This is a genomic window from Allomuricauda sp. F6463D (assembly GCF_023015965.1).
Classification (GTDB): domain Bacteria; phylum Bacteroidota; class Bacteroidia; order Flavobacteriales; family Flavobacteriaceae; genus Flagellimonas.
This window is the reverse complement of record NZ_JALKAN010000001.1, coordinates 1,777,803-1,799,305: the sequence shown is the minus strand read 5'-3', so window position 1 is coordinate 1,799,305 and position 21,503 is coordinate 1,777,803. Positions and strand designations below refer to the sequence as shown.

Here is a 21,503-nt window from a genome sequence, read left to right as displayed (position 1 = left end):
TGGATAGAAAGGTTTAAAATGGATAAGTTTGTGCGCTATGGATGAAATACTTAGGGAATTACCACAACGAGCACGGGAAAAACATTCAGAGAACAAAAAGTTTTTTGCCAAGCTAAAAAAACGTCCGCCAAAAAATCTTGATTATACCATGCAGGAATTGCACGAGGCTGAGTTCGAACGTACCGACTGTTTAACTTGTGCCAATTGCTGTAAAACTACGGGGCCGTTGTTCACCAATACGGATGTTGAACGAATTGCAAAGCATTTTAGGATGAAACCTTCTCAATTTATTGATGAGTATTTAAGGGTTGATGAAGAAAACGATTATGTGCTGCAAAGTGTTCCTTGTACTTTTTTGGGTGAGGACAATTACTGCTCTATTTATGATGTAAGACCAAAAGCTTGCCGTGAATTTCCGCATACGGATAGAAAGAAGTTCCAACAGATAGCCAACCTTACCTTGAAAAATGTAGCTATTTGTCCTGCTGCTTTCAATATTGTGGAAGAAATGAAAAAATCCATAAAATTTTGATGATTTGTTATATTTGAAGGGATGGAACAATTAATTTCTTATTTTGAGACTATTCCAACGCTACATCGAAGTCTGATTTTGGTGGGAGGAATCACTTTTTTTTGGATTTTGGAGGGGATAGTTCCCTTGTTTAATGTGTCCTATAAAAAATGGAAGCACTCCATTCCCAATTTCTTTTTAACGCTTACCACCATTATTGTCAATTTTCCGTTGGCTTTTTTACTGCTTAAATCGTCAGATTGGGCGGTAGAGAATCAATTTGGGATAATTAATTGGTTACCGGAAATGCCTTTGTGGCTTTACGTTCTCCTCGGTGTAATGCTGTTGGATTTGATAGGGGCCTACACGGCACACTGGGTGGAACACAAGGTAAAACCCTTATGGATGGTTCATTTAGTACACCATTCCGACCATTATGTGGATACCACAACTGCCAATAGGCACCACCCGTTGGAAAGTTTGATACGCTATGCTTTTACGTTGGTAGGCGTTTTAATTGTGGGAGCTCCCATCGGAATCATCATGTTGTACCAGAGTTTATCTGTGGTGTTTTCCCAATTTAATCATGCCAATATTGGGCTGCCCAAAAAAGTGGACAAGGCCATCAGCTGGTTCATTGTGAGTCCGGATATGCACAAAGTGCACCATCATTATCAGTTGCCATACACCGATTCCAACTATGGAAATATTTTTTCCATTTGGGACAGACTCTTTGGTACTTATAAGTATTTGGACGTAAAAGATATTGTGTACGGTGTAGATACTTTCCCCGATGAAAAAGAAAACAGTAGTATTAAAGGACTGCTAAAACAACCCTTTCATAAATATCGTAGGCCTACTACCGAGGGGTGAGCGGTTATTTCTGCATCGAATATGAAACCCCGATTATGCTTGATATGACATTTTCCAATCAATCATAGATCAAATACTTCTTCCGTATTTTTTTGAAGTTTTCCAAGTCATCTTGCCAAGTAGCCTTGATTTCTTCGTTGGTCATACCCTGTTCAATTTGTTTTTGCAGCAAAGGGGTGCCGGCATGTTTGGTAAAACCGCTCGTTAAAAAGAATTTGGACTTGTCCAAGGTATTGTTATAGGCATCAATGATCCATTCCATGGTCACTTCGTTCATTCTTGGAGTTTGGGATAGGTCACGGCCATAGCAGGTTTTACCTTCTTCTTTAGGGTGTTTTGACCCAAAATTAGGATTCGGTACATAACTGAAATCGTACGCCGTACTATCCATAAACGATGCGCCATAGCGTTGAAATTGAAATTCTGTGCCCCGTCCAGCGTTCACATTGGTCCCTTCGAACAATCCTAAACTCGGGTAAAGTGTAATGGATGTGTCGTTGGGCAGGTTGGGTGAAGGTCTAATAGGCAAGTGGTATTCTGAATCGTGGGTGTAATTTTCCAGTGCAATCACAGTTAAGTCAGCTTTACTGCCATTTTCCAGCCAGCCTTCACCATTCAATAGTTGCGCGTATTCACCCATCGTCATACCATACACCAAAGGAATCGTGTTCATCCCTAAATAGCCTGCATGTTCTTCCATCATAGTAGGGCCATCCACGTAATGTCCATTGGGATTGGGTCGGTCCAAAACCATTATGGGTACGTTGTTTTCGGCGCAGCCTTCCATTACCAATTGCAAGGTCGCAATAAACGTATAGAACCGTACGCCCACATCTTGAATGTCAAAAATGATAAGGTCGAGTCCACTAAGTTGTTCTTTTGAAGGTTTTCGATTTTTACCGTAGAGCGAAATAATGGGCAATCCTGTTCGGGTGTCCAAACCATCTTTCACATGTTCTCCAGCATCTGCCGTACCCCTGAAACCATGTTCTGGAGCAAAAACTTTTTTTACGTCAATACCAGAAGAGAGTAGGGAGTCCACTAAATGTGTATGGCCATGCTCATTAAAAATAACACTCGTTGGATTGGCAACGATACCCACTTTTTTCTCTTTTAGTAGAGGAAGGTATGCTTCGGTTCGATTGGCCGCCACTTTTATGGGTGCGGGGGAAGCAACTTGAACTGTTGAAACCGAGTTGGTTTCTTTTTGTTGTCCCTTACAAGAGGAAAACACTAAAAACAACAATAAAACTGTACTTTTGAAAATAGATAAAATGGGCATCCGTTGAATTTAGAATTATTTATTGCCAAACGCCTGGTCACAGGGAAGGAACATAAAATTAGTATTTCCGCCCCGATAATAAAAATTGCCATCGCAGCGATAGCAATCGGTGTTGTTATGATGCTCATTGCCATAGCCACGGGTGTTGGCTTAAAGAACAAAATACGGGAAAAGGTCGCAGCTTTTAATGGCCATATCCAAATTTCCAACTTTGATAACAATAATTCCGAGGTTTCACTTTCCCCGGTTTCCATTAATCAAGATTTTTATCCCGAATTTAAAAATGTTGAGGGAGTAAGGCATGTGCAAGCTGTTGCCACCAAAGGTGGAATTATCCGCACTGCTGATACTTTTGAGGGGATGTTGGCCAAAGGTGTGGGCACCGATTATGATTGGTCCACTTTTAAAGAATATTTGGTAGAGGGAATATTGCCCGATTACAGCGGAAAGCTCAATGATGAGGTGTTGATCTCGAGTTTGATGGCAAACAGGTTGCAATTGAAGGTTGGGGATAGCTTCTTTTCTTTTTTTCTAAAGGATGGCGACCCCTCCCAAATGCCAAACAACCGAAGGTTCAAGATTGTGGGTATTTACGACAGCGGTTTTGAGGAGTTTGATGAAACTTATGTGTTTGTGGATATCCGTCATATTCAACGTATGAACAAATGGGAGGAAAATCAAGTCGGGAATTTTGAAGTTTTTCTGGACGATTTTGACCAACTGGAGGAAAAAAGCAATGAAATATATGGAAAAACAATATCGGTTTTGGATACCCAAAACATAAAAAGTAAGTATTACCGTATTTTTGAATGGATAGGTCTTTTTGATTTTAATATTGCTCTGATCATTGGTATTATGATTATTGTGGGTGGTATCAATATGATTACGGCCCTACTGGTGCTTATTTTGGAGCGGACCCAAATGATTGGAATTCTCAAGGCCTTGGGTTCTGCCAATTGGAGTATCCGTAAAATCTTCTTGTACAATGCCGCCTATTTGATTGCCATTGGACTCTTTTGGGGCAACTTGATTGGACTTGGCATTATCTTTCTTCAGAACAGGTACCGTATGTTCAAGTTTCCAAATCCAGAGGAATATTATATAGAATACATTCCCGTGCATATGGATGTGCCCACTATCTTGTTTTTAAATATAGGTGTGATGCTACTTTGTCTGTTAATGCTATTGATTCCGTCGTACATCATTACCAAAATTACGCCGGTAAAGGCTATTCAGTTCGAATAGAACTGAGGGTTTATCAAACTAAATTGATAACTTGTGGCGCAAAATAACCCGCCATGACAATTAAACAGTATTCAACCCTATTTGCTTTAATTCTTACAGCATCTATTTCCGCACAAAAACTTTCCAGAACCGAAAAAAAGATTGTTTCCACTATTGAGAAAAATAATGATGGCGCAATTGACTTTTTGGAGAAAGTAGTGAACATCAATAGTGGAACCCTTAATTTGAAAGGGGTCGAAGAAGTGGGGATGGTTTTTAAGGATGCCTTTGATGGTATTGATTTTGAAACTACATGGATAGAAATGCCGCAAGAAATGAACCGTTCAGGTCATTTGTTTGCCGAGACAAAGGGCACTAAGGGTAAAAAACTATTGCTTATTGGTCATTTGGACACCGTTTTTGAAGAAGACAGTCCATTTCAGACTTTTGAAATGGTAAATGATAGCATTGCCCATGCCCCGGGAGGTAACGATATGAAGGGTGGCAACGTAATCATACTCTACGCATTAAAAGCTTTGCAAGACAATGGTCTTTTAAAAGATGCACAGATTGTGGTGGCTTTTACAGGTGATGAGGAGAGTACTGGTAAACCTTTGTCCATAAGCAGAAAAGATTTAGTTGATGCCGCCAAACGAAGTGATATTGCCTTGGGGTTTGAAACTTCTACCGGAATGAACTATGCAACAGTGGCCAGACGAGGTTCATCGGGTTGGGCCGTAGAGGTTGAAGGTAAACGCGCCCATTCTTCCGGGATTTTTAACGAAGAAACAGGAGCAGGGGCTATTTTTGAAATGTCCAGAATCCTTCACGAATTTTATACGGATGTTAAAGGAGAAGACTTGCTGACTTTCAATCCGGGTGTATTGCTTGGTGGAACATTTGTGAACTATGACGAAATGACCAGCAAGGGAGACGCTTTTGGAAAAACCAATGTAGTTGCCCAAAAAGCAGTGGTAAAAGGTGGGCTTCGATTCATATCCGAAGAACAAAAAGCGCGTGCTAGGGTTAAAATGAGGGAAATAGTTGCCAATAACCTACCGCAAACCTCGGCATCTGTTAGTTTTACAGATAGTTACCCGGCCATGCAGCCTACGGAGGGAAACCTAGAATTGTTGAGTATTTTGAACCAAGTGAGCCTAGATTTGAATCAGGGCGAGGTTTTGGCCTATGATCCAGGAAAAAGGGGCGCAGCCGATGTTTCCTTTGTAGCCGAATATGTAGATGGATTGGATGGATTGGGCACAATGGGCTCCCATGCACATACCCCACAGGAAACCGTTAACCTGAACACCATTGAGGCATTGACGAAACGTACCGCTCTTTTAATTTACCGATTGATAAACACGAAATAATGATCGTGCTTAAAAATGAAAATTCCCAAGTAGGTATTGATGCCGGCGAATTGGTAAGCTACGTGGTCAATGATCATGAGTTCATTCATCAAAAAGGAAGTCCTGGATGGGGAAGCGCTGATACAGAAATGTTTCCTATCATTGGTCCGGTCAACGAGGCAGGCTTCAGAGTTAGTACACCAAAGGGAGATGCCATTCAAGATCAGCATGGACATCTGCGCCAAATGCAGTATCAATTGGAATCTCAAACAGATGCTTCAGCCGTTTTTACAAAGCAATACAAAACTGGAACCGAGGTTTTCAATGCAAAATTCCCTGAAAAATCTACAGAGGAAGCACTTACATGGCCTTATGATTTTCGATTTGAAAAATCGTTTAAGTTGAAAAGCGATTCATTGGAAATTAATTTTAAAATTACTGGTGAAAAGGGAATGCCGTTCATGCTTGGTTATCATCCTACTTTTAAATTGTACTCGCAATCACCCATTATAGAAGCCAATCGCAATGAAATTACATTGGATGATATTTTAGCTGTTGGCAGCAAGGCCTTTCAAGTGCCGGATTGTACTTCCATAACACTGAAAGATACCAAAGAAATAACCATTGAGACCGAAGGTTTTGGTAATTTTATGTGTTGGACAGAGGTGAGAAATATGGTATGCATCGAACCCATTTCATTTTATCCTAGCGCAGTAGACCAGAACGAACTGCATAGCGGGTTTCAAAAACTGGGTGATTCAGCACATTTTAAAGTAGTTTTGAAACCCGAAGTATAGCTTAATACGCTATAGGGTGAGCACTTGACTCATATTATGTTTTAAAAAATACTGTGCAAGAATACTTTCGGTTTCCACCGTGTTTTTTTGTGGTGATATAAATGCCTCAACATCATCTAGGGTTGATATTTCGATATCGGTATCAATGAAACCAAACCCTTTGTAGGTGCCGTCAGCAATTAAAATGACAGCACTTTCAGTATCGTTTCGTCCTTTTTCTTTGATGACTCTGACTTCAGAATGTAGCATTTTCATGTGTGCAACAGCTTCGCCAACTTTTTTATTATAATTGTCCACACTTTCCATATTCCTGCAAATTCCTTCACATGTATTAATTTCATGATGGGAACATGCTGCGCTCGTTTGTTGTAAGTGACAGTATCTGGGGCAGAGCGAAAAACTTTTGCATACTTCTTCTAAGTAAGCGCGACATTCTGTTTGGTTATGGAATATTTTCAACGGGTTCGGAACCCCTTTATTAGTATTGTAAGCAATGTGCATAATCCCATTTCTATCTTCGTAAGAAAAAATGGCATAATGTTTCCCGGTTCTTTTTTGCGCACGATTATAATTCGGGAACAGTCTTTTAATCTCGGCAGATTCCATAAGCAGGGCAACCAGTTCACTACCGGTAAGTTTAAAATCTATATTAACCGTCTCACCGCACATTTGGATTTCTTTACGCTTCTTATCGTAAAAATGCCCCAACACCCTTTTTTTTAGGTTGATTGCTTTCCCTACATAAATGACCTCCCCTTTTTGGTTCATAAAATAATAGATGCCCGGTTTTTGGGGAATCTTATCAAAAACCGATTTAGGCAGGTGAGGTGGCAAAGTGGCTTCTTGACTACGTGCATTTAAAAACTTTTTGAATACCGGCTCCGAATCAGGTTGACGTAAAAGTTTTTCAAACAAAAGGACTGTAGCATGTGCATCTCCACGGGCACGGTGGCGATCCACTAAGGGAATTTCCACTGCGGTACACAGTTTTCCCAAACTATACGAATGGAGACCAGGTATCAATTTACGGGATAAACGCACCGTGCAAAGCTTTTTTCGTGTAAAGTCGATACCGATCTGTCTAAACTCCTCTTTGATTACCCCATAGTCAAAATTAACGGAGTGTGCTACAAAAACACATCCCACAGTAATTCGTTGAATAGTACCTGCAATTTCTTGAAAGATAGGTGCGTTTTGCACCATTTGGTCATCTATTCCTGTAAGTCCGGTTATAAAATAGGGGATAGGACTTTGAGGGTTTACCAAAGATGTAAATTCATCCACGATCTGGTGACCATCATATTTAAAAATGGAAATCTCGGTAATCTTGTTTCCCTTGATTCCGTTTCCCGTGGTTTCTATATCGATTATCGTGTACATCTTGTATTTTCCGAATTAATATCGAGTTATATATAAAGTTTCCAGCAAGTAAAACCCAAGTGCATTGGTATTAAAATTGGTTGCGGTACTGCGTCGGGGTACAACACTTAAAGGCTTTAAACTTGCGGTTAAAATTTGCAATGTTGTTAAATCCACATTGTTCCGCAATGGAGGCAATAGATAGTTCAGGTTTGTTTAATAAAAACTTACAAGCATTTTCAATACGTATTTCAATCAAAAATTGAAAAAACGTCTTGTTTGTTCGCTTTTTGAAATATCGGCAAAATGCATTTTTGCTCATATTGGCCTTTTCTGCTATTTCATCTAAAGTAATGGGTTCCGGATATCGTTCCATGGCGTAATCATAAACTTTACTCATCCTTTTTCCCTCATCGTCCGAAAATGATTTACGGTAAACAAAAGAAGAAAGTGGACTTGTTTTCGCTTTACTGATTTGACTAATGATCATAAGCAATGATGCAATTTGCTCTACCCTGTTTTGGTTGGACAAAGCAAGGAACAATGGAGCGATATTGCTTCTCCTTGAGAGAACGCGCATGCCAAATTCCGATTTTCTAAAGAAGTTTTGTAAAGGAGAAAGATCAGTCAGTTGGAAAAATTCTTGTCCAAAAGAACCCTGGTTAAAAAATAGAGTGTGCATTAAAGATGCTTCTTTGATTCGGGTATCACTGCGAAACACATGTGGAATAAAACTACCTATCACCAAAATATCTCCCGCTTTGTATTTATTAATGCTATCCCCAACAATAATTACTCCAGCTCCTTTTTCTATATAGCTGATTTGAATTTCCCCATGTTGGTGCAACTGATCATAAAACACCTGTTCCCTATCAATTTGATAGACAAGAGCTTCGTTCTTGGGTTTAGGTATTTTAAAGGGGAGGACTTTCATGTATGAACCTAAATTGCATTAAAAAAACATCTTCACAGCTAAATTAGGGTAATATAGTATAAAAATACGCTAATAATTGTACAAAAAACAGCCATGGACTCTTCGTAATTTTAAATTAAAATAATGAAACGTATTATGGTGAAATGGGAAGGTGTAATGCCTGCAGTTACAACAAAGTTTACTAGTGATGATGAACTGGATCTTGTAATGTTTGAAAAAAACATCAAGGCACAGATTGATGCCGGTGTGCATGGGATTATATTGGGCGGTACCTTAGGCGAGGCAAGTACCTTGGAACAAGATGAAAAAGAAGCATTGATAAAGAAATCCTTGGAATTGGCCGATGGACAAATTCCGGTGATTATGAATGTGGCCGAACAAAGCACTAAAGGTGCTATTGAGGCAGCACAACAGGCAGAAAAAGTTGGAGCCCATGGATTGATGCTGTTGCCACCAATGCGTTACAAATCCACCGATTACGAAACCGTGGCTTATTTTAAAGCGGTGGCAAAAAGTACTTCATTGCCCATTATGCTTTACAATAACCCCGTTGATTACAAGATTGAGGTGACATTGGAAATGCTGGAAGAACTCATTGAATGTAAAAACATTGAAGCCATTAAAGAATCTACACGGGATATTACTAATGTTATACGAATTCAGAATAAATTTGGAGACAGGGTAAAAGTGTTCACGGGTGTGGACACCCTTGGTTTGGAAAGCCTCGTTATTGGTGCAGTAGGTTGGGTAGCGGGACTTGTTTGTGCTTACCCTGCGGAAACCGTTGCCATATACGAATTGGTAAAAGCGGGTAGAATCCAAGAAGCATTGAAGATATATAAATGGTTCATGCCACTTTTGGAGTTGGATATTAGTCCACAGCTGGTCCAAAATATAAAGCTGGCTGAGGTAGCCACGGGAATTGGAACGGAACATGTACGAGCACCAAGATTGCCTTTGCAAGGTGCGGAACGTAAACGGGTGCTAAAGGTTATTGAAACCGCAATGAAGAATAGACCGGAATTACCGGATTATAAAAACATAAATAGTGTAGTATGATTACAGGTAAAAACTGTATTGGAGGAAAATTTAAAGCCACTGGAACTCTTGAGTTTAGAACAATAGATCCAAAGAAGAACCAACATAACCCAACAGTGTTTATAGAGGCCACAAAGGAAGAAGTGAATAGTGCTGGTGAACTCGCTTGGGAGGCTTTTAAAACATACAGAAGAATACCGGGTATACAGCGGGCAAAATTTCTGAATTCCATCGCGGATGAAATCATGGCTTTAGGTCCGGAACTTTTGAATATGTATATGTTGGAGTCTGGATTGCCTGAAGGACGGGCGGTTGGAGAAAGGGGAAGGACCATATTCCAATTGCGCTCGTTTGCGGAACTGGTATCCAACGATGATTGGCGTGGAAACACCTTTGATGCAGCTCAACCGGATAGGAAACCATTGCCCAAGGACGATTTAAGAAAAACCATGATTCCCTTGGGCCCCGTAGCTGTTTTCGGTGCCAGTAATTTTCCATTGGCCTATTCCACGGCGGGAGGGGATACGGCTAGTGCCTTGGCTGCGGGTTGTCCAGTAATCGTGAAATCACACCCCATGCATGCAGGTACCAATGAGTTGGTGGCCTCGGCCATTGTAAAGGCAGTTGAAAAAACAGGGATGCCAAAAGGTGTGTTTTCCAGTATAAACGGTAGCGTGCAGGTTGGTATTGATTTGGTGAATCACCAAAAAATAAAAGCAGTTGGTTTTACAGGTAGTATTGGGGGAGGAAGAGCACTTTTTGACCTTGCGGCCAAACGGGAAGAACCAATACCTGTTTTTGCCGAAATGGGGAGTATCAATCCTGTGATTATGACTCCAAATGCCATTTCTAAAAGAGGTAGCGAACTGGCAAAGACCTATGCAGGTTCCATTACATTGGGCACGGGTCAGTTTTGCACCAACCCAGGACTTTTGTTAACGGTGAAAGGTGAAAGTACGGCGGCTTTTGTACAAGAGTTGGCCAAAGAAACCATAGCCATAGTCCCACAGACCATGCTGCACCCTAACATTAAAAAAGGTTACGAGTCCAAAGGCGGGGATGTTACCTCTCAAGATGGAGTTGAAGTTGTTGGAAAATATAAAGGTGATTTGGATGCAAATGAAGCTGCTTCGGTCATTGCCACTGTGTCAGGAGAGGCATTTCTGAAGAACCCTAAGATGCACCAAGAAGTTTTTGGGCCATTTTCCATAGTGGTACAATGTAAGGATGAAATGGAGTTGATTCAGATTATCGATGGATTGGAAGGTCAATTGACAGGAACATTGATTGCTGAAAAAAACGATGACCTAAATCTTGTTGGAATCGTGGATTCCCTTCAAAATAGAGTGGGAAGAATTATTTATAACGGAGTGCCTACGGGTGTGGAAGTATGTCCCGCCATGCAACACGGAGGGCCTTATCCGGCATCCACGGATTCTAGATTTACAGCGGTTGGAACCCATTCCATTAAACGTTGGGTAAGACCAATAAGCTATCAATCGTTTCCAATGGGATTGTTACCGGACCATCTAAAAAAATAACGAGTGGCCAGAAAAACTTTTTTTTGTGTAGATGCTCATACCTGTGGAAATCCAGTAAGAGTAGTTGCTGGAGGCGGGCCCAATTTGATGGGTAAGGATATGAGTGAAAAACGTCAACATTTTTTAAAAGAATACGATTGGATTCGTAGAGGGTTAATGTTTGAGCCACGAGGTCACGACATGATGAGCGGTAGCATTTTAATGGCACCTCATGACCCAGCAAATGATTTTGCAATATTGTTTATAGAAACATCGGGCTGTTTGCCAATGTGCGGTCACGGAACCATTGGAACCATTACAGTCGCCATTGAAGAAGGCATAATTACACCACGGACGCCGGGAAAAATCAGGATGGAGGCTCCCGCAGGATTGGTGGAGATAACATATGGACAAACAGGGAAAAAGGTGGATTGGGTAAAGTTGGTAAACGTAAAATCGTACTTGGCGGCGGAAAACCTTAGTATTGATTGTCCTGAATTGGGTGAGTTGTCTTTTGATGTGGCCTACGGGGGGAATTTTTATGCCATTGTAGACCCACAAAAGTTTTTTTCGGGATTACAAAACTATACTGCCGGACAGCTTATTCAATATTCACAAGTAGTTAGGAGATTGATCAATGAAAAATATCCGGATCTATTTGTCCATCCAGAAAACCCGACTATAAAGGATGTAACCCATATGATGTGGACTGGGGACCCATTGGATTCACGTTCATCAGGTAGAAATGCTGTTTTTTATGGAGAAAAAGCGATAGATCGTTCCCCTTGCGGAACAGGAACATCAGCAAGAATGGCGCAATTATATGCTAAAGGGAAGTTGAAGTTGGGAGAGTCTTTTGTTCATGAAAGCTTTATTGGGAGCAAGTTTGTGGGAAAGATTGAAAAAGAAACCATTTTGGACGGAAAACAAGCCATTGTTCCAAGTATACAAGGTTGGGCGCAGGTTATAGGATATAATAATATAATTATAGATGATGATGATCCTTATGCCCATGGTTTTCAAGTTATTTAAGCTGAAATCATATAGAAACATAGCTGAACAAGTATTTTACACAGAACACTATTGATTAGCTATTGATACTGGGATAAGTGTGCCACAACTTAGTGGATTAAAGGTATGCTCGATACGTTGAGGGCCGTTCGGAAAGAACCACTTCAAATCAAATTTTATGATTTTTGTCCAAAATCAATTTTAATATGTTGCTCCAACAAGATTAGGAGTACATTATTCTTTTACAATAGCAAAGTGCCCATCTAAACAGGTTTAAAGAAAGGGTATTGTTTGTGATGAAAATATCCTTTCACTATGCTTTATTCTTCATGTGACTTGACCAATATCATTTCTTGTCAGCATGTTTCATCATATTTTTGGACAAAGCCAGAAGGATATGAAAGCCATATTGATTCCTACAGATTTTTCAAAAAATGCCTTGCATGCACTGCAATATGCACAAGAACTTTTTAAGTGTGAGAAGATTTGTTTTTTTGTCTTGCATGCTTATTCAGAAGAAGTATACGGACAGTATAAAACTGCGGAAAAAGAAAGTATAGAAAAACTGAAGCAAGAAAAAAAGGAACAAACCCAGAAAAAACTGGATGCATTATTGGGCACCGTTATCGGTACACCTCCAAATCCCCTGCACAATTTTGAGACCGTGCCGTGTTTTGATAACCTTGTTGATGGAATAAATGACTTTGTTGATGAAATGAACATTGATATGGTTGTTATGGGAACCAAAGGGGAGACCAGTAACCACAAAACTACATTTGGCAGTTATACCGTAGAAGTTTTTAAATATGTAAAGTGTCCAGTACTTGCGGTGCCAGAAGGTTTTGAATATCAACCACCTAAGTCCATCCTTTTCCCTACGGATTATTTGCTTCCATACAAACGAAGAGAACTAAAACTATTGGATGAGCTGGCCGGCAAATTCAAGTCCAAGGTACATTGTTTGTATATTACTGATTTTGAAGGACTCAGTCCTAGACAAGAGGATAATAAACTTTTTTTGGAAAATACACTCAATCGGCCCTATTTATATTTTGAAACGGCTCCCATCAGGAATAAAACAGAGGTTATTTTGGAGCATATTGAGAAGAAAGGGGCGGAAATGCTTGTAATGATGAATTCGAGACATTCCTTTTTTGAAGATATGCTTTATAGGTCAACCGTTGATTTGTTAAGCCTGAAGATTAAAATACCTTTTTTAGTGATGCAAAATTTAAAGCGATAAGAAAATGAAAAAAAAGCGAATTATATTACCAACTGATTTTTCCAATAATTCTTGGAATGCGATTGTCTATGCTTTGACCGTTTTTAAAGATGTGCCCTGCGATTTCTTTATTCTGAACTCATATGAGATTGGAGCATCTGGTCTGTCTACCAAAATGGCTGGAGCCAACGAAACTCGTTTGTACAATTTAATAAAAGAGCAATCTGACCGCGAATTAAAACGCGAATTGGAAAAAATACAAGGCATAAGCAAGAATCCTAATCATGAATTTATAATACGCTCTGTTGCAGGCACACTTGTTAATGCTGTTGGAAAAACGGTGTATAACGAAGAAATCGATTATATCATAATGGGTACCAAGGGGTCGTCTGGGTTAAAAGAGGTATTCATGGGAAGCAATACCTATAAGCTAATCAAGGAAATAGATTTTTGCCCGGTTATAGCCGTTCCCGATGATTACCAACCAGATGGGAAAATAGATTCTATATTATTGGCAACAGGGTATGAACATCTCTTCGAAAATTACGAACTAAAACCAGTATTGAACATAGCGGAACACTTCAATGCCAAATTATGGATTACACATGTGGGTAGCTTGGATGAACTTACTTCTACACAAGAAGCATCCAAACTTGCATTGGAAAAACGACTGAAAAGCATCAATTATGAGTTTGTTGAGGTGGAAAAGGAAACTTCTGTTAACCAGACCATCCAAAAAGTGGTAGACACAGATAGGGCTATTGATATGGTTGTTATGATCAATCAAGATCATACTTTCTTTGAAAGATTAACACGGGAACCTGTCATCAAAAAAGTTACCTTTAATACTACAGTGCCATTTTTGGTAATTCACTTATTTGAGTAAATAATGGTAAAAGAAATATTATAGGAACGATTTTGCCAATTGTACCAGTTCTGCTTTTTGGAGCACCCCGGATTTTCTCCACAGTTGTTTACCGTTTTTGAAGAATATAATGGTTGGCACTCCCTTAACTTGATAGGTGGTGGCTAGGTTTTGGTTCTTGTCAACATCTATTTTTACAATTCTCAAGGAATCACCCATCTCGTCCTTTACCTGTTTTAATATAGGTGCCAGCATTTTACAGGGTCCGCACCACTCGGCGGAAAAATCAATTAGTGTTAATTGGTCGGCGTTGATCAACGTTGCAAAATTTCCTTTCATGGTTTTAAAAGTTTACAGTGCAATTTATAAAAACCCATTTTTTTAAAAAGTGACTTTAGTCACGTTATAATTAAGAGGTCTAAGTATAATATCCAGATAATAGTCAGAAAAATTCTTTTTTCTATCTTTAAAAACTGCACAATCAAGCAACTGATATTATAAATGAACACTAGAATTATTGGATTAATTATTACGTTTCTGGTATTGGCATCTTGCAAGAACGGAAATAAAGAAGAAGAAAGCGAAACGTGGCGAACCAAAAAAGCTGCGGTCGAAAACGCCGTTCATAACCAATTATTGGAGGTGGAAAAAGAACAGGGCTGGAAGTTACTATTTGATGGCGAGACAATGAAAGGATGGCATGTATACAACAATCCTAAAGGTAGTTCGGTATGGGAAGTGGTAGATGGTGAACTTCATAGCAATGTGAACGACGAATCTTTGGTGGCAGGTGATTTGGTTACCGACACTACTTATTCCAATTACGAACTTTCATTGGAATGGAAGATAGCTGGAAACGGAAACAGTGGAGTTTTTATAAATGTACAAGAATTGCCAACTGTACCAACGGCATGGCAAAGTGGTCCAGAATATCAGATTTTGGGAGCAAGCCACATGGATTACAATGTTCCTGAAAAGCGGCCAGGGTGTTTGTATGTTTTCTCACCCCAACAGCACAGCGTAGAAATGAAACAAGGCAAGTGGAATAAAACACGTATAAAACAAGCGGATGGTAAAATAGAATTTTACTTGAACGGAGTTCTCACTGCAACCGAAGATTTAAGTAGCCCTGAATGGAAAGAAAAAATTGCTGAAACCCATTTCTCCAAATACCCCGAATTTGGCAAAACCGCCCAAGGTAAAATAGGATTGCAATATTGGTATTTTGAAACTTGGTTTCGGAATATAAAAATTAAGGAGATATAGGCCTAGTTCCACAACCTAATAATATTGAAAGTATTTAGCGTTAAACTTTTATTTTGGTTTGGTATTTTTTGTTCTTAGTGATAGCTAAATAAAAGAATGAAAGAAATGTTGCAGAAACTTGATACTTCTCATTAAAGTTTAATTGATCATTTCAAATGCTATATCCGCATTTTTCACAGTAGATAATGGGAAAATTATCAGGATTTTAATGCCTTTTATATAATCAACTTAATTTTAACATTTTGTTTAAAATCCAAAGGGTTTACTTCTTATTCATTTTTTGATTCTATTTTTACCCTATCGGTTTTGTTGTCTACAATATTTTTCTACAAAATCACCTTGCTAAAATATGTCGAATATCCTTAATAATGATTTGATATTACAAGTTTGGTGCAACTAAAAGATAGTATATATTGTGGATGTAAAATAGGTTGGAAATTATATGATAATCAGCCATGGTTTAAAACCATTTGTTTCACTGATATTCATATGTCAAAGCAGTCAGTATTTATAAGATAAAAAACACCATGGAGATTAAAAAAGTATTAGTTGCCAATAGAGGGGAAATTGCTATTCGAATTTTTAGGGCATGCGTAGAAATTGGATTGAAAACCGTAGGTATCTACACCTACGAGGATAGGTATTCCCTACACAGATATAAAGCCGATGAATCTTACCAGATAGGGGAGGACTCCGACCCGTTGAAGCCATATTTGGACATGGATGGCATTATTGAAATTGCAAAAAAAAATGGAGTGGATGCTATTCATCCAGGATATGGATTTTTATCCGAAAATTCGGAATTCGCTCAAAAATGTGCTGATAACAATATCATCTTTGTAGGTCCAAAAGTTTCAGTTTTAAGAGCTTTGGGCGATAAAATAAAAGCTAAGGAAGTGGCCGTCTCTCAAGGGGTGCCCATTATCCAAAGTAGTCAAGAAAATCTTGATAGTTTAGCAATTGCCGTAACCGAAGCGAACCGAATAGGTTATCCAATTATGCTAAAAGCTTCTTCTGGCGGAGGAGGTAGAGGAATGCGTGTGATTAGAACTCAGGAGGATTTGGAAAAGGCGTACCCCGAGGCAAGGAGGGAGGCATTGAATGCGTTTGGGGACGATACCGTTTTTCTGGAAAAATATGTTGAGAATCCCAAGCATATTGAGATTCAGATCATGGCCGATATGCACGGCAACATAGTGCACTTATTTGAACGGGATTGCTCGGTACAACGACGATATCAGAAAGTCATTGAATTTGCACCCTCTATTGGATTGGATGATGAAAGTAGAAACAAACTTTATGAATATGCTATAAGTATATGTAAAAAAGTAGATTATAATAATATTGGTACCGTAGAGTTTCTGGTAGATGATGACGGAAGCATCTATTTTATTGAGGTAAACCCCAGGATACAGGTAGAACATACGGTCACTGAAATGATTACCCAGATTGATTTGGTGAAAGCGCAGTTGTTCATAGCTGGGGGATACAAACTTTCCGATGAGCAAATCAAAGTAAAAAATCAAGAAGCGGTGGTAGCGACTGGATATGCCCTACAATGTAGGGTAACCACCGAGAATCCACTTAATGATTTTAAACCGGATTATGGCGTGGTTACCACCTATCGAAGCGCCTCAGGAAATGGAATCCGTTTAGATGCGGGAAGCATATATCAAGGCGTGCGTATTTCTCCGTTTTTTGATTCCATGCTGGTAAAGGTATCGGCACAAAGTCGGACCTTGGATGGTTGTTGTCGGAAAATGAGAAGGGCACTAGCTGAATTTCGTATTCGTGGTGTAAATACCAATATTGCATTTCTAGATAACATTCTGACCCACCAAACATTCCGAAAAGGAGAAGTGACGGTTAACTTTATTAAGAACGAGCCTGGTCTTTTTGAAGTAAAGGAGTCTCGGAATCGTGCCAATAAATTAGTAGCATATTTGGCAGAAATCATTGTCAATGGTAATCCTGATATTAAAAAAGTAGACCCAAGCCATACGTTCTCAAAAGCCCATGTTCCAAGCTATCCAAAGAGTTCGGACTACCCAATGGGAACTAAGGACTTACTTACCGAAAAGGGGCCGGAAGGTTTTGCTCAATGGCTTAAAAATGAAAAGAAGGTACATTTCACGGATACCACAATGCGGGATGCCCATCAAAGTTTGTTGGCAACACGGATGCGAACTATGGATATGCTCGCAGTGGCAGAAGGTTATGCCAAGAACCATCCTGAAGTATTTAGCATGGAAATATGGGGAGGAGCCACATTTGACGTATGCCTCAGGTTTTTAAGGGAAAACCCATGGGAACGATTAGCACTTCTTAGAAAAGCTATGCCCAATATATTGACCCAGATGTTGATCAGGGGATCTAATGGTGTTGGCTATACTGCTTACCCAGACAACCTTATTGAAAAATTTGTTGAGCAGGCATGGGAAACCGGAGTGGATATTTTTAGAATATTTGATTCGCTAAACTGGATGAATTCTATTGCCCCATGCATTGAACATGTCCGCACCAAAACCCAAGGGCTTGCAGAGGGGTCACTTTGCTATACTGGAGATATTCTGAACCCCAAAAAAAGCAAGTATGACCTAAAGTACTATGTACAATTGGCAAAGGATATTGAGAACGCTGGCGCTCATATTTTAGGGGTAAAGGATATGGCCGGACTTCTTAAACCTCAGGCGGCCTTCGAACTTATAAGTGCTCTAAAGTCAGAAATAAATATTCCAATTCATTTACATACCCACGACACTTCCTCCATTCAGGCCGCAATGTATTTAAAAGCTATAGAGGCTGGGGTGGATGTGGTGGATGTTGCCCTAGGTGGTTTGTCCGGACTTACATCACAACCCAATTTCAATTCTTTGGTGGAGATGCTCCGTTTTAATGATCGGGAGAATCCATTGAATAGAGAAAAGTTGGCAGAATATTCCAATTATTGGGAAACTACACGTAATTATTATTATCCTTTTGAATCTGGGTTGAAATCGGGTACAGGCGAGGTGTACTCCCATGAAATACCCGGAGGACAATATTCAAACTTAAAAGGACAGGCCATTGCATTAGGACTTGAAGACAAATTTCCAGAGGTTACCAAGATGTACGGGGAAGTGAATGAATTGTTCGGAGATATAATTAAAGTAACGCCCAGTTCCAAGGTAGTTGGAGATATGGCACAATACCTTATTAGTAATCAGCTTACCATTGAAGATGTAATAAATCGTGGAGATACTATTTCTTTTCCAGATTCCGTAAAAAGCTTTTTTAGAGGAGATTTGGGTCAGCCCGTAGGTGGATTTCCCAAAAAACTCCAAGAAATTGTCCTTAAAGGGGAGAAACCATACACAGAAAGACCCAATGCTCATCTAGAACCGATTGACTTTGATAAAGAATTCAAAACTTTTAAGAGAAAATATCAAAAGGATATGGGAAGGTCATTGGAGATTACTGATTTTCTTTCATATAAATTATATCCAAAGGTATTCCAGCAAGCACATGAACACCATGCACTTTATGGAAATGTGGTCAATATCCCAACAAAAAACTTCTTCTATGGTATGGAGATCGGTGAAGAAATCATGGTTGAACTTGACCAAGGTAAAAGGATATTGGTGCAACTACAACTTGTAGGAAAGCCGGACGAAAACGGAAATGTTAGTCTATTTTTCAAAGTCAATGGACAATTAAATCATGTTATTGTAAAGGACAAATCCATCAAAGTTGACAAAAAAGAAAACGTCAAGGCCGATTCTGATGATCCAAAACAGGTAGGTTCACCGTTACAAGGGCTTCTTTCCAATGTTTTGGTAAAAGCGGGAGATGAAATAAAAAAGAATCAACCATTATTTATTATAGAAGCTATGAAAATGGAATCGACCGTTACGGCTGTTACAGAAGGTGTAGTTAAAAAAATACATTTATCTGGCGGAAGTATGGTAGACAGTAATGACTTGATTTTGGAAATCAAGTAAACATGATGTTATCAAGATGAAGAATGTCAAATAGAGTTATGTGTGGAAGAATATCAGCCTTGTAATAATAACACCTCCATTTGATTAGATATACGATGTACAACAAAATTAGAAACAGTTAACTAAATACAAATGGGAAAAGCAATTGTTCAGATTATCGATTTAGGGAAAATCAGAAAAAAAAGGTTGGTAAAAGGAAAACATAATGCGCTAGTTGCAATGGTAATGCTATTGGTGATTGCCTCTTGCAAGAATTCCGATACACTATTTCAAGAAAATTCGAAAAATTGGGATGCTTATGGTGATGCTAATTGGAGCTTTTCAGATAATGAACTTATTGGGGAAATTAGCGGTGAGGTTGGATTTGTTATGACCAAACAGTCCTACAGCGATTTTATCTTAGAGCTAGAATTTAATCCAGATAATACCATCAATTCAGGAATTTTTGTTCGTTGTCAGAACACAGAGATTAGTGAAGTGGATTGCTTTGAAATGAATATTTGGGACTCAAATCCAAATCAAGACTACAGAACAGGGGCAATTGTGGGAAGGACAAATCCTCTCGAATTTGTAGAAACTGAAGGCAAATGGAATACTTACAAAATTAAAGCTGAAGCAAATCATATTCAAGTTTGGGTAAATGATAAATTAACTTCGGATGAAAACTTTGGAGAACTTAAAGCCGGATTTATTGGTTTACAAGCCAGTGGAAATGGCATAATTAAATTTCGAAATATAGTAGTGACGCCATTATAGAAAAAGTCAATTTGTTCGATTTCTTTAGTCGTTGAAACTAAATACTCTAGGTATATTTGAAGATATGGAGAATATACTTAAAATCAACGCGGACTTTATTGAAGAGAACACTGGTTTTCTTGATTTGATTAACGCTTTGGAACTTGGGTTCTCAGAACAACAGGCCATTGTTCCCATGCGACATCATCATGACTTCCCAAACCCAGAGGTCGGCAAGGAGTCAACCCTATTGCTAATGCCCGCATGGAATCCTAGTAAAGAAGCTGGAGTCAAAATTGCAACCGTAAGTCCAGCCAATGGAGAATTTAATCTTCCTGCTATACAAGGATTATATGTTTATCTGGATGCACTAAATGGGAGTATTAAAGCTTTGATTGAAGCAAAAAGTTTGACAGTAAAACGTACTGCTGCGGCTTCTGCCCTTGCATCCAAATTTTTGAGTAGGCTCGATACTAAAACTATGCTCATGATTGGAACAGGGGCATTGGCGCCAAATTTAATTAAAGCCCACGCCTGTATACGACCAATAGAACAGGTGTATATATGGGGCAGGGATTTCAAAAAAGCAGCACAAATTTGCGCTAGCCTGAAAGAAGAGAACTATACAACAACCCCCGTAAAGAACATTGAAGGCATAATAGGTCAAGTGGATATTGTTTCTGCAGCTACTCTTTCTAGCACACCACTTGTTTTAGGAAAGTATTTGAAACCGGGTCAACACGTTGACTTGGTGGGAGCATATCGTCCTGATATGCGGGAGGCAGATGATGAGGCCATAATCAAGTCCGAAGTGTTTGTGGATACCTTTGAAGCTGGACTGAAGGAAAGTGGAGATATAGTCATTCCATTAAAAAATGGAGTTTTGAAAAAAGAGGATATCCATGCCGATTTATTAGAATTAAGCTCAAAAAAACACCTTGGTCGGGATAATGATAATCAAATTACCGTTTTTAAATCAGTAGGACATGCGCTGGAGGACTTGTCCGCGGCTTCGTATTACTACAGTTTGTACAAAAACATGGAAAAATAAACTTGTAGACACCACGCTGTAACCTAAATCAAGTTAATCAAGCTTTTTGATTACTTGTTAATTTGTTGTAATTCAAGAATTGTAAAGAGAATATGGTAAATGTTTTGTTTCTTAATTTTTGGAATCCATCAAATAAAAAGAGCGGCCAATGATATTCTTTTCCATTGGCCGACCTTTCAATACCTCATTTAATACAATTAAAATGTTACTTTAACTTAATCATACAAGAGTATTTTTAAAACAACCACTACCATAAATTTAGGTTAGTGCTACAAACCTTTTCTAGATTTACGCTTTTTCATTTTCTTCTCCTCAAGTTTGCGTTGAATTTTTTCTTGTTTTTTTGCCTTTAAATCAGCTTTGGAAGCTTTTCGCTTTACAAGATTCTTTGCCATTTTATTTTAATTTAAAAATTGGGAATAGTTTGAAATAACCTTGACCTTGTTGTGTTCTTTTTTTTGCGAGTAACTAACCAAATTAGAA

The 21,503-nt window shown here is 39.0% G+C and carries 19 protein-coding genes; 14 read left to right on the top strand and 5 right to left on the bottom strand.

Translation table 11 applies throughout. The annotated features are described in order from the left end of the window. The first annotated feature begins 37 nt into the window (after positions 1-37). Positions 38-532 (top strand): YkgJ family cysteine cluster protein, encoded by a 495-nt coding sequence (locus MWU56_RS07920; RefSeq protein WP_247043502.1) that lies wholly within the window; start codon positions 38-40, stop codon positions 530-532. Between the two features lie 21 nt (positions 533-553). Then, the gene (locus MWU56_RS07915; RefSeq protein ID WP_247043501.1) at positions 554-1,384 is read left to right on the top strand and encodes a sterol desaturase family protein; all 831 of its coding nucleotides are present in this window, start codon (positions 554-556) and stop codon (positions 1,382-1,384) included. Positions 1,385-1,442: 58 nt separating this feature from the next. Here the strand turns inward: MWU56_RS07915 and MWU56_RS07910 are convergent, their stop codons facing one another. Further along, positions 1,443-2,666, bottom strand: coding sequence for an exo-beta-N-acetylmuramidase NamZ domain-containing protein (locus tag MWU56_RS07910; protein ID WP_247043500.1), 1,224 nt, complete (start codon positions 2,664-2,666; stop codon positions 1,443-1,445). A 3-nt stretch (positions 2,667-2,669) separates the two neighbouring features. On the opposite strand from MWU56_RS07910, the gene MWU56_RS07905 reads away from it, so the two are divergent. Genes MWU56_RS07905 through MWU56_RS07895 form a run of 3 tightly spaced genes read left to right on the top strand, consistent with a single transcriptional unit; the run spans position 2,670 to position 6,039 of the window. Further along, a complete protein-coding gene (locus MWU56_RS07905; RefSeq protein ID WP_247043499.1) occupies positions 2,670-3,911 on the top strand; it encodes an ABC transporter permease in 1,242 nt (413 codons plus the stop codon). Between the two features lie 53 nt (positions 3,912-3,964). After that, positions 3,965-5,263 (top strand): M20/M25/M40 family metallo-hydrolase, encoded by a 1,299-nt coding sequence (locus tag MWU56_RS07900; protein WP_247043498.1) that lies wholly within the window; start codon positions 3,965-3,967, stop codon positions 5,261-5,263. Further along, positions 5,263-6,039 (top strand): aldose 1-epimerase, encoded by a 777-nt coding sequence (locus MWU56_RS07895; protein ID WP_247043497.1) that lies wholly within the window; start codon positions 5,263-5,265, stop codon positions 6,037-6,039. The genes MWU56_RS07900 and MWU56_RS07895 overlap by 1 nt, the downstream gene beginning before the upstream one ends. Positions 6,040-6,048: 9 nt before the next feature. Here MWU56_RS07895 and MWU56_RS07890 read toward each other — a convergent pair whose 3' ends face one another. Further along, positions 6,049-7,419, bottom strand: coding sequence for an exonuclease domain-containing protein (locus MWU56_RS07890; protein WP_247043496.1), 1,371 nt, complete (start codon positions 7,417-7,419; stop codon positions 6,049-6,051). A gap of 70 nt (positions 7,420-7,489) precedes the next feature. Further along, positions 7,490-8,332: an AraC family transcriptional regulator gene (locus tag MWU56_RS07885; RefSeq protein WP_247043495.1), complete on the bottom strand. Its 843-nt coding sequence runs from the start codon at positions 8,330-8,332 to the stop codon at positions 7,490-7,492. A gap of 123 nt (positions 8,333-8,455) precedes the next feature. Between MWU56_RS07885 and MWU56_RS07880 the strand changes: the two genes are divergently transcribed. The 5 genes from MWU56_RS07880 (at position 8,456) to MWU56_RS07860 (ending at position 14,009) form a co-directional block, all read left to right on the top strand. After that, entirely contained in the window at positions 8,456-9,391 is a 936-nt protein-coding gene (locus tag MWU56_RS07880; RefSeq protein ID WP_262917787.1) for a dihydrodipicolinate synthase family protein, read from the top strand. Then, positions 9,388-10,911, top strand: coding sequence for an aldehyde dehydrogenase (NADP(+)) (locus MWU56_RS07875; protein ID WP_247043494.1), 1,524 nt, complete (start codon positions 9,388-9,390; stop codon positions 10,909-10,911). The genes MWU56_RS07880 and MWU56_RS07875 overlap by 4 nt, the downstream gene beginning before the upstream one ends. A gap of 3 nt (positions 10,912-10,914) precedes the next feature. Next, positions 10,915-11,922, top strand: coding sequence for a 4-hydroxyproline epimerase (locus MWU56_RS07870; protein WP_247043493.1), 1,008 nt, complete (start codon positions 10,915-10,917; stop codon positions 11,920-11,922). A 376-nt stretch (positions 11,923-12,298) separates the two neighbouring features. Beyond that, on the top strand, positions 12,299-13,144 hold the full coding sequence (locus MWU56_RS07865; RefSeq protein WP_247043491.1) for a universal stress protein: 846 nt from the start codon (positions 12,299-12,301) through the stop codon (positions 13,142-13,144). Positions 13,145-13,148: 4 nt separating this feature from the next. Further along, entirely contained in the window at positions 13,149-14,009 is an 861-nt protein-coding gene (locus MWU56_RS07860; RefSeq protein WP_247043489.1) for a universal stress protein, read from the top strand. Positions 14,010-14,027: 18 nt separating this feature from the next. On the opposite strand, the gene trxA is transcribed toward MWU56_RS07860, so the two are convergent. Beyond that, positions 14,028-14,327, bottom strand: coding sequence for a thioredoxin (gene trxA, locus MWU56_RS07855; RefSeq protein WP_247043488.1), 300 nt, complete (start codon positions 14,325-14,327; stop codon positions 14,028-14,030). A gap of 162 nt (positions 14,328-14,489) precedes the next feature. On the opposite strand from trxA, the gene MWU56_RS07850 reads away from it, so the two are divergent. From MWU56_RS07850 to MWU56_RS07835, 4 genes are all read left to right on the top strand, one after another. Beyond that, positions 14,490-15,254: a DUF1080 domain-containing protein gene (locus tag MWU56_RS07850; protein WP_247043487.1), complete on the top strand. Its 765-nt coding sequence runs from the start codon at positions 14,490-14,492 to the stop codon at positions 15,252-15,254. A gap of 527 nt (positions 15,255-15,781) precedes the next feature. Continuing rightward, positions 15,782-19,234 carry a pyruvate carboxylase gene (locus tag MWU56_RS07845; RefSeq protein WP_247043486.1) on the top strand — a complete coding sequence of 1,151 codons (3,453 nt, stop codon included), beginning with the start codon at positions 15,782-15,784 and terminating at the stop codon, positions 19,232-19,234. 132 nt (positions 19,235-19,366) lie between these two features. Further along, positions 19,367-19,990 (top strand): DUF1080 domain-containing protein, encoded by a 624-nt coding sequence (locus tag MWU56_RS07840; protein ID WP_247043485.1) that lies wholly within the window; start codon positions 19,367-19,369, stop codon positions 19,988-19,990. A gap of 64 nt (positions 19,991-20,054) precedes the next feature. Then, complete coding sequence (locus tag MWU56_RS07835) at positions 20,055-21,020, top strand: ornithine cyclodeaminase family protein (protein WP_247043484.1); 966 nt, start codon at positions 20,055-20,057, stop codon at positions 21,018-21,020. A gap of 269 nt (positions 21,021-21,289) precedes the next feature. On the opposite strand, the gene MWU56_RS16550 is transcribed toward MWU56_RS07835, so the two are convergent. Beyond that, complete coding sequence (locus tag MWU56_RS16550) at positions 21,290-21,415, bottom strand: hypothetical protein (protein ID WP_262917786.1); 126 nt, start codon at positions 21,413-21,415, stop codon at positions 21,290-21,292. Between the last annotated feature and the right edge of the window lie 88 nt (positions 21,416-21,503).

Coding starts and splice junctions, on each gene's coding strand:
- MWU56_RS07890 (WP_247043496.1), bottom strand. CDS start 7,419: ATGTACACGATAATCGATATAGAAACCACGGGAAACGGAATCAAGGGA.
- MWU56_RS07845 (WP_247043486.1), top strand. CDS start 15,782: ATGGAGATTAAAAAAGTATTAGTTGCCAATAGAGGGGAAATTGCTATT.
- MWU56_RS07880 (WP_262917787.1), top strand. CDS start 8,456: ATGAAACGTATTATGGTGAAATGGGAAGGTGTAATGCCTGCAGTTACA.
- MWU56_RS07860 (WP_247043489.1), top strand. CDS start 13,149: ATGAAAAAAAAGCGAATTATATTACCAACTGATTTTTCCAATAATTCT.
- MWU56_RS07910 (WP_247043500.1), bottom strand. CDS start 2,666: ATGCCCATTTTATCTATTTTCAAAAGTACAGTTTTATTGTTGTTTTTA.
- MWU56_RS07885 (WP_247043495.1), bottom strand. CDS start 8,332: ATGAAAGTCCTCCCCTTTAAAATACCTAAACCCAAGAACGAAGCTCTT.
- MWU56_RS07920 (WP_247043502.1), top strand. CDS start 38: ATGGATGAAATACTTAGGGAATTACCACAACGAGCACGGGAAAAACAT.
- MWU56_RS07865 (WP_247043491.1), top strand. CDS start 12,299: ATGAAAGCCATATTGATTCCTACAGATTTTTCAAAAAATGCCTTGCAT.
- MWU56_RS07895 (WP_247043497.1), top strand. CDS start 5,263: ATGATCGTGCTTAAAAATGAAAATTCCCAAGTAGGTATTGATGCCGGC.
- trxA (WP_247043488.1), bottom strand. CDS start 14,327: ATGAAAGGAAATTTTGCAACGTTGATCAACGCCGACCAATTAACACTA.
- MWU56_RS16550 (WP_262917786.1), bottom strand. CDS start 21,415: ATGGCAAAGAATCTTGTAAAGCGAAAAGCTTCCAAAGCTGATTTAAAG.
- MWU56_RS07835 (WP_247043484.1), top strand. CDS start 20,055: ATGGAGAATATACTTAAAATCAACGCGGACTTTATTGAAGAGAACACT.
- MWU56_RS07850 (WP_247043487.1), top strand. CDS start 14,490: ATGAACACTAGAATTATTGGATTAATTATTACGTTTCTGGTATTGGCA.
- MWU56_RS07915 (WP_247043501.1), top strand. CDS start 554: ATGGAACAATTAATTTCTTATTTTGAGACTATTCCAACGCTACATCGA.
- MWU56_RS07840 (WP_247043485.1), top strand. CDS start 19,367: ATGGGAAAAGCAATTGTTCAGATTATCGATTTAGGGAAAATCAGAAAA.
- MWU56_RS07900 (WP_247043498.1), top strand. CDS start 3,965: ATGACAATTAAACAGTATTCAACCCTATTTGCTTTAATTCTTACAGCA.
- MWU56_RS07875 (WP_247043494.1), top strand. CDS start 9,388: ATGATTACAGGTAAAAACTGTATTGGAGGAAAATTTAAAGCCACTGGA.